This is a genomic window from Blautia sp. HCN-1074 (assembly GCF_037890165.1).
Lineage (GTDB): Bacteria > Bacillota > Clostridia > Lachnospirales > Lachnospiraceae > Blautia_A.
In genome coordinates, this window is the sequence record NZ_JBBKBP010000006.1 from 146,776 (window position 1) to 160,339 (window position 13,564).

General features: G+C 34.7%; 18 protein-coding genes. 1 reads left to right on the forward strand and 17 read right to left on the reverse strand.

The window, feature by feature from the left end; all coding sequences use genetic code 11:
- Window positions 1–38 precede the first annotated feature (38 nt).
- From WKT11_RS07555 to WKT11_RS07615, 13 genes are all read right to left on the reverse strand, one after another.
- Window positions 39–698, reverse strand: a complete 660-nt coding sequence (locus WKT11_RS07555) for a hypothetical protein (RefSeq protein ID WP_117851396.1) — start codon at window positions 696–698, stop codon at window positions 39–41.
- Window positions 699–2,879 (reverse strand): peptidase domain-containing ABC transporter, encoded by a 2,181-nt coding sequence (locus WKT11_RS07560; protein WP_117851393.1) that lies wholly within the window; start codon window positions 2,877–2,879, stop codon window positions 699–701. It lies immediately after the preceding gene.
- A 73-nt stretch (window positions 2,880–2,952) separates the two neighbouring features.
- On the reverse strand, window positions 2,953–3,153 hold the full coding sequence (locus WKT11_RS07565; protein ID WP_117851391.1) for a hypothetical protein: 201 nt from the start codon (window positions 3,151–3,153) through the stop codon (window positions 2,953–2,955).
- A 132-nt stretch (window positions 3,154–3,285) separates the two neighbouring features.
- Window positions 3,286–3,981: a hypothetical protein gene (locus WKT11_RS07570; protein WP_118064338.1), complete on the reverse strand. Its 696-nt coding sequence runs from the start codon at window positions 3,979–3,981 to the stop codon at window positions 3,286–3,288.
- The gene (locus WKT11_RS07575; RefSeq protein WP_117942296.1) at window positions 3,971–4,264 is read right to left on the reverse strand and encodes a hypothetical protein; all 294 of its coding nucleotides are present in this window, start codon (window positions 4,262–4,264) and stop codon (window positions 3,971–3,973) included. Before WKT11_RS07575 ends, WKT11_RS07570 begins: the two co-directional genes overlap by 11 nt.
- A gap of 17 nt (window positions 4,265–4,281) precedes the next feature.
- Complete coding sequence (locus WKT11_RS07580; protein ID WP_025579070.1) at window positions 4,282–4,503, reverse strand: DUF5348 domain-containing protein; 222 nt, start codon at window positions 4,501–4,503, stop codon at window positions 4,282–4,284.
- A gap of 48 nt (window positions 4,504–4,551) precedes the next feature.
- Window positions 4,552–5,208, reverse strand: a complete 657-nt coding sequence (locus tag WKT11_RS07585) for a recombinase family protein (protein ID WP_005340281.1) — start codon at window positions 5,206–5,208, stop codon at window positions 4,552–4,554.
- A gap of 222 nt (window positions 5,209–5,430) precedes the next feature.
- The gene (locus WKT11_RS07590) at window positions 5,431–5,832 is read right to left on the reverse strand and encodes a winged helix-turn-helix domain-containing protein (RefSeq protein ID WP_025579072.1); all 402 of its coding nucleotides are present in this window, start codon (window positions 5,830–5,832) and stop codon (window positions 5,431–5,433) included.
- A 55-nt stretch (window positions 5,833–5,887) separates the two neighbouring features.
- Window positions 5,888–6,907: an alpha/beta fold hydrolase gene (locus tag WKT11_RS07595; RefSeq protein ID WP_117942295.1), complete on the reverse strand. Its 1,020-nt coding sequence runs from the start codon at window positions 6,905–6,907 to the stop codon at window positions 5,888–5,890.
- A gap of 18 nt (window positions 6,908–6,925) precedes the next feature.
- Window positions 6,926–8,116, reverse strand: a complete 1,191-nt coding sequence (metK, locus tag WKT11_RS07600; protein ID WP_117942294.1) for a methionine adenosyltransferase — start codon at window positions 8,114–8,116, stop codon at window positions 6,926–6,928.
- A 134-nt stretch (window positions 8,117–8,250) separates the two neighbouring features.
- Window positions 8,251–9,024 carry a response regulator gene (locus WKT11_RS07605; RefSeq protein ID WP_118064336.1) on the reverse strand — a complete coding sequence of 258 codons (774 nt, stop codon included), beginning with the start codon at window positions 9,022–9,024 and terminating at the stop codon, window positions 8,251–8,253.
- 220 nt (window positions 9,025–9,244) lie between these two features.
- Complete coding sequence (locus WKT11_RS07610; RefSeq protein ID WP_117942292.1) at window positions 9,245–9,658, reverse strand: hypothetical protein; 414 nt, start codon at window positions 9,656–9,658, stop codon at window positions 9,245–9,247.
- 72 nt (window positions 9,659–9,730) lie between these two features.
- Window positions 9,731–10,087, reverse strand: a complete 357-nt coding sequence (locus tag WKT11_RS07615) for a helix-turn-helix domain-containing protein (RefSeq protein ID WP_118064334.1) — start codon at window positions 10,085–10,087, stop codon at window positions 9,731–9,733.
- Between the two features lie 212 nt (window positions 10,088–10,299).
- Between WKT11_RS07615 and WKT11_RS07620 the strand changes: the two genes are divergently transcribed.
- A complete protein-coding gene (locus WKT11_RS07620) occupies window positions 10,300–10,974 on the forward strand; it encodes a winged helix-turn-helix transcriptional regulator (RefSeq protein ID WP_161209528.1) in 675 nt (224 codons plus the stop codon).
- Between the two features lie 135 nt (window positions 10,975–11,109).
- Here WKT11_RS07620 and WKT11_RS07625 read toward each other — a convergent pair whose 3' ends face one another.
- From WKT11_RS07625 to WKT11_RS07640, 4 genes are all read right to left on the reverse strand, one after another.
- Window positions 11,110–12,684 carry an IS1182 family transposase gene (locus tag WKT11_RS07625; protein ID WP_117942289.1) on the reverse strand — a complete coding sequence of 525 codons (1,575 nt, stop codon included), beginning with the start codon at window positions 12,682–12,684 and terminating at the stop codon, window positions 11,110–11,112.
- Window positions 12,685–12,790: 106 nt separating this feature from the next.
- Entirely contained in the window at window positions 12,791–12,931 is a 141-nt protein-coding gene (locus WKT11_RS07630) for a hypothetical protein (RefSeq protein ID WP_173903473.1), read from the reverse strand.
- A 244-nt stretch (window positions 12,932–13,175) separates the two neighbouring features.
- A complete protein-coding gene (locus WKT11_RS07635) occupies window positions 13,176–13,307 on the reverse strand; it encodes a hypothetical protein (protein ID WP_255647044.1) in 132 nt (43 codons plus the stop codon).
- A gap of 57 nt (window positions 13,308–13,364) precedes the next feature.
- The gene (locus WKT11_RS07640) at window positions 13,365–13,505 is read right to left on the reverse strand and encodes a hypothetical protein (RefSeq protein ID WP_171026670.1); all 141 of its coding nucleotides are present in this window, start codon (window positions 13,503–13,505) and stop codon (window positions 13,365–13,367) included.
- Window positions 13,506–13,564: the final 59 nt, after the last annotated feature.

Genomic DNA, 13,564 nt, shown 5'->3' on the forward strand with positions numbered 1-13,564 from the left:
AACCTCTCCTTTATTGCATATCTTTATAACTTATAAAATCAGTCAAGATTCCAATATTTATCTAGTGGTTGAGTATCGCTTTCCAAAAAGTCTATAATTTCTTTATCATCAAAATAAAAGTTTATCACTTTATGATTTTCAAACTCTACCAACGTAGGTACTCCCCCCAGCACAAATTTCTTTTCGGATAACTCCTCTTTTTTTATATTTGGATGAGTAGAAATAGCATACACTTTACCAGCTTCTTTTCCCTCATGTAGTGCTGCATAATTCTCATTTGCCCAAATGATTTTATAGTGGATTGGAGGATATTTTTCTTTTATCAAATTCTCATCTAATCCATCGTAAAATACAATTTTTCTGGTACTGTCTTTTTCTCCAATTTCGACATCGTATTTCTTTTCATGGGAATCCCAATCATAATTCCTAGTTCCTTTACATGCTTCTGCATCAATCTCATAAACCGCATTCTCTTTTTTAAATTGTTTTATATCATCCTCTATATTATCGCAATATGGACACTCTTTTCTATTGAAATATACATAAAAATGTCCTTCCTTTTCAAACAAGTCTTCTATAGAAGTAGAATATGCTATAGTTTCTTCTTTTACTTTTGGAAATAAAATGATTGCAGCTCCCACGCATATTATGAAAAATATACTGCACGCTATAGAAATTATAATATTTTTCTTTTTCATCTATTTCTCCTCCTCACCATATAATTGACGATACAATTTGCATTGTTCCTTTAATTGTTTGTCTGTCCCACGTGCTACTATATTACCTTTTTGAAGTACATAAATACAATCACTATCTGCAATGACATTTATTCTATGTGAAATTAAAATAAGTGTTATATCCCGAATTCCCTTAATATAATTCAAGATTTCCCTTTCACTTATAGAATCCATATTACTGGTAGCCTCATCTAAAATTAAAATTTTAGGATGACGTAATATGGCTCTAGTTAGTGACAATTTCTGTCTTTGCCCCTTCGAAAGGTTCTTTCCGCGCTCTTCAAGGACACTATCATACGCTCTTTCCATTTTACTTACAAATTGATGCACACCCATCTTACGTGAAATCTCAATCATTTCCTCATCTGATATCTCTTCATTACCCATTTTTAAATTTTCTCTAACACTTGCAGTAAACAGAAAATCTTCTTGTGATACATATACAACTGCTTTTCGAATTTCTTGAACCTCGAAATTTTGAAGTTCTGCACCATCAACATATATATGTCCTTTATCTGGAGAATAAAATTCCATAAACAATTTTGCTAAAGATGTTTTCCCAGATCCTGTTTCCCCAATAATAGCTACATTATCGCCTTTTCTTATTTTAATATTAATATTGTTCAGTATATTTTTCCCAGAAACAAAATGAAAATCAACATCTTTCAGTTCTATTTCTTCATCAAATTCAAATGGCTCTATACCTTCCTTTGTTTTCTCTACTTTAATACGTAACACACTTTCTAGACGTTCCATAGCAACATGGGCAGAATGGTATAATGGCTGTAAATTTACAATATCTTTAACCGGCGTTAATAAATATCCAATTAGAATATTATACGTAACTAATTCCCCTATAGATAAATTATTACCAATGATTTCAAGTGCTCCAATGCACAGTACAATAATCTCCCCCATACCACCTATTAAAACTTTTATAGCTGACTGTAAGTTTTCTGTACTTCCTAAGTTAAGAATCGTATCTTGCCATCTTTCTATTTTCTTTTTCCCATTATTGAAAATTGTCTTATTATACGTATACGCTTTAACCGTCAAAATCCCCTCAATAGAATCAATCAAATGTGAAGTCACACGTGCCTCTCTTGACATTTCCTCCGAATTTAAGACACTATAATATTTCCTAAATCCCACCATAACCAGAGTATATAAAAAGCACATCACAACTACCACAGCAAAGATTTTAATATTCAATACACACAAAATGATACTTACCGCAATTATAAACAACGCATCAATTGGTAAAACCAATATGCTGCTTACCAGTGCTTCTTGAACTCTAATAACATCCTGAAATCGTGAAATAAACTCACCATTTTTACGTTTTTCAATAGACATCACCTGCAAGTCCAATAAATGTTTATAATATTTCAGACTAAGTTCTAAGTTAAAAGATTTTGAAATATCCAATGATAACTTTGCTCTTCCCCAGTCTACAATAGTCTTAATCAATAGCATTAAAATAACCATTAGTGTCATAAATATTAGACTATAAATCAATCTATTGGGAATAACTGTGTCTATCAACGTCCCAAAATAGAAAGATGAAACAATTGATATTGCCATTGATATTGCTGAAAATAATATAATATATATAGTTCTTTTCCATTCCTTCTTTACTAATTCTATAAATTTATTCTCTGCAATCCGCATGCCTTCCTTTTTTTTATAAAATTCTTCCGTTGTCTGAAATAAGATAATAACTCCAGTCCAAAAATATGGCGAATCTTCTCCATATTCCGAATTAAAAAATTTTTTTCTGTCTACCTCTATAATACCGACAGCTGGATCTGCAATAACTACGCTATTCTTTTTTATTTTATAAATTATAATGAAATGTGCCAATCCATCTTCTTGATATACATGAGCCACACACGGCACTTCCAGCTCTTTTTCTTTAAAGTCTATGTTTTTTTTATATGCTGATGCAAATAATCCCAGTTTTTCAGAAATCCTACATACATCCCAAACACTCGTTCCTTCTTTGCTGGTTTCTAAAGCTTCACTTATCTCCAGTATAGGTATCTTTTTTCCATAATACCACGCTATACTTGCTAAACAAGCTGCAGCACAATCCATAGAATCATATTGTTTTATACATCTGTATTTCATACTGTCATCCATCCCCCTAATAAATAAAGAGGCGATGCAAGCTCGCCCCTTTGTTTTCTGCTTTAATATTTAATCTGCTGCTATTTTAGTATCCACAAACTTCATAGCAAAACTGAATGTATCTGCTTGCTTTATCTTTCTGTCCAGAATTCATTAGATTTTTAATTGTGGCTACCATATCATCAGCATTTGCTGGGCAACAGAAAAAATATCCATAATCAGAATTGCATTTTCCTCCTGTTACCATTTCCATTTCTTTTTTTGTCATTTTTTCCATTCCGTTCATATTCGCTTCCTCCTTAAAAATATATTTGATACTTAATTATTACTCCATAAAATAAAATTTTTCTACATTTTTTGCGTAGATTGCACTTTTTTATGTCTAGTTGGAATTTGATTAAATATTTGAGCTTTTTTACTATACTGGTATCACTTTTGGCACCTGAATTCCTATTGTAATCCCCATTTCCAATTTCCTTCTGTAATACCGGAAACTATGAAAAGAAAATTCTCCTGTTCCCCAAAATCGTCTAATTCTATGGATATAATATTCTTTTGACTTTGTAAATATCATCTTTTGCTTCCTATATAATAGATGTATAATTCGTAAAGAACACCTTGAAATTTGGGGATAATTTCCATTTACTTTCCTATATATATTTCCTGTTTTTCCTTCTGGCAAAACTACATTTCTTCCATGTATGCAGGACCATTCTATATATGGAATGTCTATACTTCTTATCCCTGTTTCCATTGCAATTCGCAAAAATAAGGCAGTTTCAAAATCCTTTTTATATAGAAATTCGTCTGCTATCATTTTATAATGATCAACAAAATAAATTGCTCCTATCTTTCTTTCCAGTTCCAACAGCGAAACATCATCCAACCATTCCAATTTTCCTCTGTATTTTTCAATAAATATCATTCCATGTTCAGTTTCTAAAGATTGCCTCAAATCACGGATAGCCTCTGTCCAATATTTTCTTTGTTCAGGTAACAAGAAGCATACCATTTTCTGTAAAAACTTTCCTTCGCTATCTGGATGCCACTGTATTAAACGCTTTAGTTCTTCATAGGCTTGATTTACTTTATATTCCATTGTACTATTTCTCATCTTCAGATTCTCCTTCGTATTGCTCTAAAATCTTTGAAGCCCTCTCCACAAACATCCTGTCTGCCCCTGAAATCTCATATTCTTTCCAAAGTGTCTTATGTATCTGTTCCTCTGTTAAATCCCTACACTTTTCCTGCAGCATACGGACAAATGGATATATCATAGTCGCATGAATATTTTTCCCGGACCGTACCATATCTCCTTCCATTTGATATGCTTCCTGTAAGCATTCCAGTATAATGCGAACATCCGTAACACTTTCTCTCATTGTGCTTCCCCTCATCAGGCTTATCCTCCTATTTACATACGTACTCTCAGTCCATCTAATCTCGACACGTTCAGTCCAACCAGATACCAGTCATCTCCCATTTCAATTCGGACCGGAATCCAAATATCTTTCACCTTTACATCGAAACATTCCCCGCAATGTAGTCCTCCATAAAAAGATTCCAAATCAAAACGTATATCATACCTCCCTGTTTCAGTATCATAAAACAATGTTCCTTCTCTGTGTTCACTCATAACATCTGCCTCCTTAAATTTTTCTTTTACTTAGTAATTACCTCATCTCTATACAGATTGAAGAAATTCCGGAAAAATTTCATAAAAGTTTTTCCGATACCGATAATAGGTAGAAGAAGTTAACCCCAACTCCCGCTGCAGTTGTGTCGGTGTTACCTTCTTTTGTACCACCCTCATAAATTCCTGGTTAAACTTTTCCTGTTCTATAGCCCGTGGTCTTCCTACTTCATCCCATTCACCCCGAAGCCTTTTTGCCTCCATACCTTCCTTTTGTCGCTTCTCCTTTTTCTCCATCTCTGCCTGTGCCATGGATGCATAGAGTTCAATCATCATATTATTGATTGTTTCTATCATCATCTTTGCCAGATTATTTTCCATCTGAGACAGGTCAAACAACGTGGTAGGAAGTTCCAATACCATTACCCGAACCCCTTTTTCTTCTAAAAAACGTAGCTGCTTTAAAATCTCCTGCTTGTTCCTGCCAAGTCTGTCCAGCTCTGTAATAATCAGGGTATCCCCTACCCGTAAAACATCTTCCACAAGAACGGTATAACGTGGTCTGTCAAAATTTTTACCGGTTATCTTATCTGTAAAAATACTTTCCAGTTTAATTTTCTGATTTTCACAGAACCTCTTTATTTCTATAATACCTCGGTCCAAGTGTTGTTCCTTAGTACTGATTCTGTGATACCCATAATATGCCATACGTATCCCCCTTTATACATTCCCAAAAAGTCTTAAAATATTTTGGCATATCTCAAAACTTTCTTATATACTTTTTGGAAATAAAAAAATAGCCTATTACATCTCCCATCAAAAAGCATACTTTTTGGTAGGTGACTTTCACTACTTCTGTACGCAAGATGGCATAAAAAAGCAACAAAAAAAGACAGAGGTTTTAAAAAATTTCCTCTGTCTTCAGATCAACTATTCTGGAAAGATGTCCATCTTTTTTCCTTCAAACTTATATCCTACACCTCTCACTGTTTTAATATAGCGGCACTGCTTTAGCTCCGGTTCAATTTTCTTTCTCATACTGGATACCAGACAGTACACAATATTATCAATGCTTTCCGGCAATTCCTCGTTATAAAGAATCTCAAAAATTTTTTCTTTGGTAAATATCACACCTGGTCTCCCTGACAAAAGCATAAACAATTCATACTCTGCTTTCGTTAAGACGATCTCCGTCTGTCCTCTATAAATCTTATGATAATCCGGATAAATCCTAAAATCGGAATTTTCTTCATCCTCTCCCCGGATGTTTTTTATATTTTCCACTACATATTCTTTGTATCCCAATACAGTTGAAATAGTTACTTTCCCCAAGCTACACTTCCCTTCTGTTTTCTCTTATTTAGAAATCTCATCACACAGATTCCTTTTAAAAATGATTCTCTATTCTCCATTCATCGATAAGCTGTACAACCTGCGTTAAATTGGTATACCAGATATAATGTCCTCCATTTACAATATATAACTGGTGATTACCAGATTCTAAATCCAATTGATTTCTATGAGCAGTCTCCCATGCCGGAACATTTTGTACATTCTCTGAAGAAATCATGGTTAATACAGGAAGTGCCGATGGGAATTTTTTATTCTTTATAGAGAGTAATGATTGATCCATCCCGTTCACTTCATTTCTAATCGTATCGTTGCTGCTTAAAGAATATGCCTGAATGTATTCCTCCCTATCACTCTCCGTATAAGTGTACCCGGAAACCTGTGGTAATGCTGCCCCATATTTATCTGGATCTGTTTTCAGTGCCATCTGGAATTCTTCCAAAGAAGAAAAAGAATTCTTGATTTTCTGAAATTCATCAATTCCCTGCAGCATATATTTCTTTTCCATTTCCATAGCCTCTGCCAGTTCTTCATCATATACCGTATTATCAACAGCAATGAAACCTTTTACTTTTTCGGGATAATTCTGTACAAAGTTGAGTCCATATACTCCAGAAATCGAATGTACCAGCAATACACACTGCTTAATTCCCATGGTGTCCAGTGCAGCATTCAATTCACTATTGATATTATCTACAGTTCGATCCATTGCTGCAACATCACTAAGCCCATATCCAAACGGCTCTACAATCACTATGTTAAAACTCTCATCTAAAGATTGTGCCAGAGGTTTGAAGTAGATATGCGGTGATGGAACTCCCAGAGCCGGCATCATCACCAATGTGGTTTTTCCTTCATCTGCAAATGTTTCTCCACTTGCATCCAATTTTCCATACAAAGCAAGATGCATATTATTTCCTTTCACTGTGATATATTTACTCGCATATCCAACTTGTGTTGCTCCCATAGCATATACCATATTAGAATTTCCTACCAGAAATGTAAACAGCATCGCAATCGTCACAATTCTTGAGATTCGCTTTTTGTATCTTCCCATACGTTTCCTCCTAATAAATTATTTCAAATATTTTTTCAGTTCTTCTACCTTATCTAATCTTTCCCATGGAAGGTTGAGATCGTTTCTTCCAAAATGTCCATAGGCTGCCGTCTGTTTATAGATCGGACGGCGGAGATCCAACATCTGAATGATTCCTGCTGGTCGCAGATCGAATTCTCTTCTTATCATCTCTACCAGACTCTCATCTGAAATTTTCCCACTTCCAAAGGTGTCTACCATAATAGAGGTCGGATGAGCCACCCCAATTGCGTAAGACAACTGAATTTCACATTTATTTGCCAGACCTGCAGCCACAATATTCTTCGCAACATAACGAGCAGCATAAGATGCAGAACGATCTACTTTCGTACAGTCTTTTCCAGAAAAAGCTCCGCCGCCATGCCGTGCCATACCACCATAGGTATCTACAATAATCTTGCGTCCTGTTACACCACTATCGCCGTGAGGACCGCCTATGACAAAACGCCCTGTTGGATTGATGAAAAATTTTGTATTCTCATCTACCAGTTCTGTTGGAATAATCGGTTCCAATACATATTTTTTTATATCAGCGTGGATCTGCTCCTGTGTCACATCTGGATCATGCTGTGTTGACAGAACCACTGCATCCAGCCGGTGCGGAATACCTGCTTCATCATATTCTACAGTAACCTGACTCTTACCGTCCGGTCTTAAATAATTCAACAAACCATCTTTACGGACCTGAGTAAGCTGCCGAGTCAATTTGTGTGCCAGTGAAATTGGATATGGCATAAATTCATTCGTTTCGTCACATGCGTAACCAAACATCATACCCTGATCCCCAGCACCAATTGCATCAAGCTCTTCTTCTGACATTTTGTGTTCTTTTGCTTCCAATGCCTTATTCACGCCCAAAGCAATATCTGCTGACTGCTCATCAATTGCCGTTAAAACAGCACAGGTATGTGCATCAAATCCATAATCTCCATTGTCATAACCAATTTCTTTGATTGTTTCTCTTACCACCTGCTGCATATCTATATACGCATTGGTCGTGATTTCTCCCATCACTAATACCATACCCGTTGTAATTGCAGTCTCACAGGCCACTCTGCTCATCGGATCCTTCTCCATAAGAGCATCCAATATGGCGTCTGATATGGCATCACACATTTTGTCCGGATGCCCTTCTGTTACTGATTCTGAGGTAAATAATCTTTTCTCCATAGTAAATTCTCCTTTGTATCAATATTTCATATTTGTCAATAACATAAAATATCTTTACTATGATTACTATATTTTTTGTCTACATTGTACTTTTTTCTGTCCGGTTGGTTTTGCCTTCAAATCAAATAACTTTTCTATTCTTCTACGAAATAACATATCCGTCTGATTAATTCTGGAATATTAACAGGACTGGTTATATAATCGCTTACACCTTCATGGCGATATTGATATTCTAAAGATAAATCTTTATTATCAGTGAATATAAAAAACGGCAACTCTCTGAATATTGGCTCCTTCGTGTTTTGATATATTCCAGCAAGCTTTTTCATAGAATGAAAAAAATCCATAGCAATTCCATCTTGTAAAAACAAATCACACAGAATCAATTCAATATCTTGATATTCTAATAGTTTATCCTCTGCTTCCCATATAGTTTCTACCATAATCATATATATCCCTTTTTTAAGAAGCTCTGTTTGTATAATAGACGTGATTTCCGAATTCTTTTTTACAAGAAGTATCTTATGAAAAGTAGCTCCCTCTCCATTGGATTCTTTATAAGCATATTCCAATAATGTTTCCTTCACTAAATCGAATTGTAATTTATTCATACATATCTTAGCTCCCTTTTCCAATGCTTCTTTCTCATAATATTTTTTGTCATAGCATGTAAAGAAAAGGAATGGAATTTTGTATGTTTTCTCCCTCAAGTATTCTAGCAGCTCCATTCCACTCCCATCTGACAATTTCAAATCCGAGCCTATAATGAGTATTTGTTCCTTTTCTATAAGCTCTTTTCCTTGTGATACTGTAAATGCAACTAATACATGATATCCTTTTCGCTGTAGAAAGTTTTTTATATGCCAAATGTAATTACTATCGTCCTCTATTAACAATATCTTTTTCATTTCTTATCTCCATTAAAAAATAATAGCAATGAGAAGTTACCTCTATTTTATTTGTATCTAAGGCACCATACCAATTTCATCATAAACCACTTTAAGCAAGTACGGTATATCTAATGTATATTTTGATTTTTTCTTTGCCTATTTTAATCTTATATATTTTTAGCATACATCATTCTCCCCATAAAAAAAGCAGTGTCATCCACTGCCTTTTCTCCATCACTTAATCTGTTATTTCCACAAATGAGTATCTTTCTTCTTTCTTTTGCACAATTGCAGAACCCGTTTGTTCTTGTATCGTTTTTAACAATTCTTCTACATATTTTTGAGCTTCATGCACTTCAATATTCATGGCGTATGCAATTTCTCTAATTGAAAAACTCAACTCTGAATCGCTCATCAACAGTTGTAAAATCTCCCATTGCATATCAGTAATTACAATTTCTGCACCATCATAAATCATCCTTTTCTTGTCAAATTCAATATCCCATTTTCCGAAATGAATTCTTTCTTCTTCTAATATATTTTGCATATCTAATCGCATAACTACAAAAGACACTTCCGGCCAACATTTCTTTAATAATTCCTCTGCTTTTTTTCTTTCCTCACAATTCTTAAAGTATAATAATTCTCCCATCCTCTATCTCCTCATATCATTTATCATTATACTTTAAGTTTACATCCGAATTATTGCAGAAATCTTATTAAATTATTCCTTTAGCCTTTTTTCTACGATACTATCTTCATTGTATTTGTGTAACTGACCGCCCAATAAACGCTTTCCTATAATAATCCAAGTATCTCTATTGTACTGATCCATATCCCTATACAATTCCATAATTTCTCTTTTATTATCCTGCTCTCTCTGCTGTTCCTCTTCATTTTTTCTCAATATATAATCAACTGGGACCTTAAAGAATTTGGATAATGCAAGCAACATATCACCAGAAATATTCTCGTCTACATTTTCATACTTACTAATTGTCTGCTGACTGACTCCTATTTCTTCCCCTAATCTCGTCTGAGTCAGGCCTAATTTTTTTCTTAATTCAGATATTCGATTCACAAGCGTACACCTCCCGATACACTCATTTTACACTTAAATACACCTGTGTTTTACTTCTTTTAAGAGTATTACTACTATGTATCGCGGTATATCGTAGTATTACTATCATCATTTCCTTACATCTATACCGAAAAAAAGTCAATCTATACAAACAATATTACAATTTCTTTTCTTTTAAATATACTAGTGCTTATAGGGGAGGAGAAATGCTTATGAAAAAACTATTATTGATTGGCAACCCGTCCGTCTTGGGGAAAAATCTGGAGAATATCTTAAAGCAAAATTATGATACCGATTTTATTTCCACCGTACCAAAACAAATCGGCAGCATACCATTTAACTCTTATAATGCTTTGCTCTTGGATTTCACACTTTTACATAACTACAGTCTTACCATAAGTAAAACTGCAAAACAATGCTATCCAAACATCATTGTTCTGTTTTTATGCCCTACCAATATTCCAGAACAAATTATTTTGGATTTGTATGAATCCGGTGCTGATGACCATTTATATATTTCTCTTTCATCACCAGCACTTTTGCTGAAAAAATTGGATATCTTATTTACCAACTATCATCTAGCCACAAAGTATGAAGACAGCCACATAACTTTAAATTTTGACTCCTTGACCGCAGTGATTGAAGGTACTGCTACTTCTTTTACTCCATTGGAATTTAAACTACTCAAACTGCTTTCTTTAAATCCAAACACCGTTTTAACCAGACAATATCTTTTATATTCTCTATGGGATCGAAATGGAAATTACGTAGAAGAAACTTCTCTGAATAGTATGATCTGCCGTATACGGCATAGAATTGATACCGAAAATCATCATTATATTAAGACAATATATGGAATTGGATATATGTGGACTTTTCCATCTTAAAATAAATTGGGGATGTGAAAAAACTCGATTGAGTTTTTTCGCATCCCTCTTTTTGCTTTTGTTGTGTATAAATTGCTAGAATCCTACGCTGAAAAGGCACACTCCCCCTACCCCATAGAGATTCTCTTTTTGAATCTATGCGGCAGTTCTATTTCTCATCTTTTTGTTCTGATATTTGTATAGATTATGTCCTATTGCCACAAGTAAAACTTCTAGTTTAACCGAATTAATACCTCTTCGGACAATTCTCTTGTACCAACGGTCATTTTTCATGATTCCGAAAGTGCCTTCTGCTTGTATCGAACGGTTCATTCGTAACAGCGCACCATGAATACTTTCTAAGTTTTCGATTACTTCCTGATGCATTGCAGTGAGTTCCTGATTGATCCGAACAGTTCGATTTTTAGCTGTTTTCTTACATTTCTCTGCATATGGACATCCACTGCAATCTTCACATTCATACAGTTCTTCCTTGCGTCCGTATTGATTTCCCCTCACACTTCTTCTGTATAAAAGATGAAATGCTTTATCGTTAGGACATCTCATGACACCTTGTTCATCAATTCTAAAATTAACTGCACGAAAGGGATCTTCATGATACTTTCGTTCCTTGGTTTCCTTTTTAAACATTGGAAACTTCATATACTTTTCCATTCCGTTCTGTTCGCAAAAAATATAGTTGTTATATGATCCGTAGCCAGCATCTGCCACAGGATACTTGGGATAGAAGCCATACGTTTGTTTGAAGTGCTTCATCAAAGGAATGAAACAGTCCATATCGGAACGATAATGGTTCACGTCAACAACTGCGATATATTCATCTGCTACACCAATCTGTACATTGTATGCCGGCAGAAGCTGATCATTGCCCATGTAATCCGTTTTAATGCGCATAAAGGTAGCTGATTTATCTGTTTTAGAATAGCTGTTACGATCAGGACCGCAAATGTCAATTCTTTCTATATATTCCTGAAGTTTCTGACAGAAACCAGTCAAATGTTCATAATGACGCTGCTCTTTGGATTTTCTCTTTCCGCTTCCGTAAACAAAGGTACTGATATCTAGATCCCATAAAAGCTTTAGCTGATCAATGATTTCATTCAGATAATCTGGTACATACTCAGAATTCGTTGAAATCTGTACTCCACTCCATGCGATTTCTTTGTTGATTTCCTCAATCTCCCCAGTGATTTTTTCATAAAGCTTGTAACGGAACTTTTCGGTAGCCTTCTTCCAAACCCAGGTATATTTGTTGGCGTTTGCTTCAAACTTGGAACCATCGATGTAGATATGTTGCAAATCCACATGCTCCTCGTTGAAGATCGCTTGATTGATATCGTTAAAAATGTTTTCAATCTTATCCTGAAGGACTTCGTTGATGAAATATCCAAAGGTTCGGTATGATGGAGTCTGGTGATCCATGAGATACATGAATCTGATATTGACTTTGCAGTTATCTTCCAGTTCTCTCAGGGAGCAGTAGCTGCTGATCATAAATCCGAAAAGTACTGTTTTTAACATGTTGACCGGATTATATCTGAGCCGTCCAGTTGTGTACTCCGGAATATCTGTCAGATACTTATTTAAATCGATTCCTCCCATCAATCTGTCAAATGTTAAAACAGGATCCAGCATATCCAAACAATCTGAAAGAAACAGTGGTAAATATCCTTGTTTTGGATTATTATAATTTATAGTTGAAATTTTCATCGCAAGTTAATTTTAACATAAAAGAGGACCTTTCGTTCATTTTGAACGAAAGGTCCTCTTTTTCCGTAGAGACTGTTATTTCACAGCCCCTGTTAACATTTCGACATTACTGTACACAAGTAAGCAAACAATCCATTGTCATAATGCAGTCATGCATGCATCTATATCTCGTATTTCCACAGTCTACAGTATACACATTAATTTCCTCCACAGTCAGTTCTGCTGGATTCGTTCTTTTTTCTTCCATTCATAACACCTCTCGTACTTTTATACATATAATACTTGTTCCTAATCATTTTCGTCACATATCTTGCTTATTTTATTATTTTTCCTAGTTGGATACCACTTTCTTATTTTTCATCTTTTCTTCTAAAATTAAGGAGACTATTGACTATGCACGGAATAGTCTCCTTATCTTCACTATTAACTATGTTATGCCATATTTTATCTTGCCGTAGTATTTAAGGTGATTTCTATTCTCACCTACAACATTAATACTCTTCTGAAATCCATGGTGAATTAATTGGACAATCATTCATACAATGAACCTTAATATCACCACAATCCTTGATATATACATTTACTTCTTCAGTTGTAAGTTCTTTTGTTTTACGTTCTTCCATGGTTATACCTCCCTAACAAATTTAATTTTACTCCAAACTCTGCGACTGTAAAAATTTTTAATGATCTTCAGTCATCCACGGCGTTGAAAACGGACAATCAGTAACACATTTTAACTGTACTTTTCCGCATCCATAGTCTATGTCACCGTAAACATTAACTTCTTCTTCAGACAAGTTATTTACATTGTTTTCTGTCATAAATAAGCCTCCTCTCTAGGCAAAACATAATTAATAACTACATTGAACGCAAATTTCTT

What these genes read in the sequence shown, in the direction of transcription:
- WKT11_RS07555 (WP_117851396.1), bottom strand. Translation starts at nt 698, where the DNA reads ATGAAAAAGAAAAATATTATAATTTCTATAGCGTGCAGTATATTTTTC.
- WKT11_RS07635 (WP_255647044.1), bottom strand. Translation starts at nt 13,307, where the DNA reads ATGGAAGAACGTAAAACAAAAGAACTTACAACTGAAGAAGTAAATGTA.
- WKT11_RS07595 (WP_117942295.1), bottom strand. Translation starts at nt 6,907, where the DNA reads ATGGGAAGATACAAAAAGCGAATCTCAAGAATTGTGACGATTGCGATG.
- WKT11_RS07560 (WP_117851393.1), bottom strand. Translation starts at nt 2,879, where the DNA reads ATGGATGACAGTATGAAATACAGATGTATAAAACAATATGATTCTATG.
- WKT11_RS07575 (WP_117942296.1), bottom strand. Translation starts at nt 4,264, where the DNA reads ATGAGGGGAAGCACAATGAGAGAAAGTGTTACGGATGTTCGCATTATA.
- WKT11_RS07585 (WP_005340281.1), bottom strand. Translation starts at nt 5,208, where the DNA reads ATGGCATATTATGGGTATCACAGAATCAGTACTAAGGAACAACACTTG.
- WKT11_RS07630 (WP_173903473.1), bottom strand. Translation starts at nt 12,931, where the DNA reads ATGGAAGAAAAAAGAACGAATCCAGCAGAACTGACTGTGGAGGAAATT.
- metK (WP_117942294.1), bottom strand. Translation starts at nt 8,116, where the DNA reads ATGGAGAAAAGATTATTTACCTCAGAATCAGTAACAGAAGGGCATCCG.
- WKT11_RS07580 (WP_025579070.1), bottom strand. Translation starts at nt 4,503, where the DNA reads ATGAGTGAACACAGAGAAGGAACATTGTTTTATGATACTGAAACAGGG.
- WKT11_RS07620 (WP_161209528.1), top strand. Translation starts at nt 10,300, where the DNA reads ATGAAAAAACTATTATTGATTGGCAACCCGTCCGTCTTGGGGAAAAAT.
- WKT11_RS07565 (WP_117851391.1), bottom strand. Translation starts at nt 3,153, where the DNA reads ATGAACGGAATGGAAAAAATGACAAAAAAAGAAATGGAAATGGTAACA.
- WKT11_RS07605 (WP_118064336.1), bottom strand. Translation starts at nt 9,024, where the DNA reads ATGAAAAAGATATTGTTAATAGAGGACGATAGTAATTACATTTGGCAT.
- WKT11_RS07570 (WP_118064338.1), bottom strand. Translation starts at nt 3,981, where the DNA reads ATGAGAAATAGTACAATGGAATATAAAGTAAATCAAGCCTATGAAGAA.
- WKT11_RS07625 (WP_117942289.1), bottom strand. Translation starts at nt 12,684, where the DNA reads ATGAAAATTTCAACTATAAATTATAATAATCCAAAACAAGGATATTTA.
- WKT11_RS07640 (WP_171026670.1), bottom strand. Translation starts at nt 13,505, where the DNA reads ATGACAGAAAACAATGTAAATAACTTGTCTGAAGAAGAAGTTAATGTT.
- WKT11_RS07610 (WP_117942292.1), bottom strand. Translation starts at nt 9,658, where the DNA reads ATGGGAGAATTATTATACTTTAAGAATTGTGAGGAAAGAAAAAAAGCA.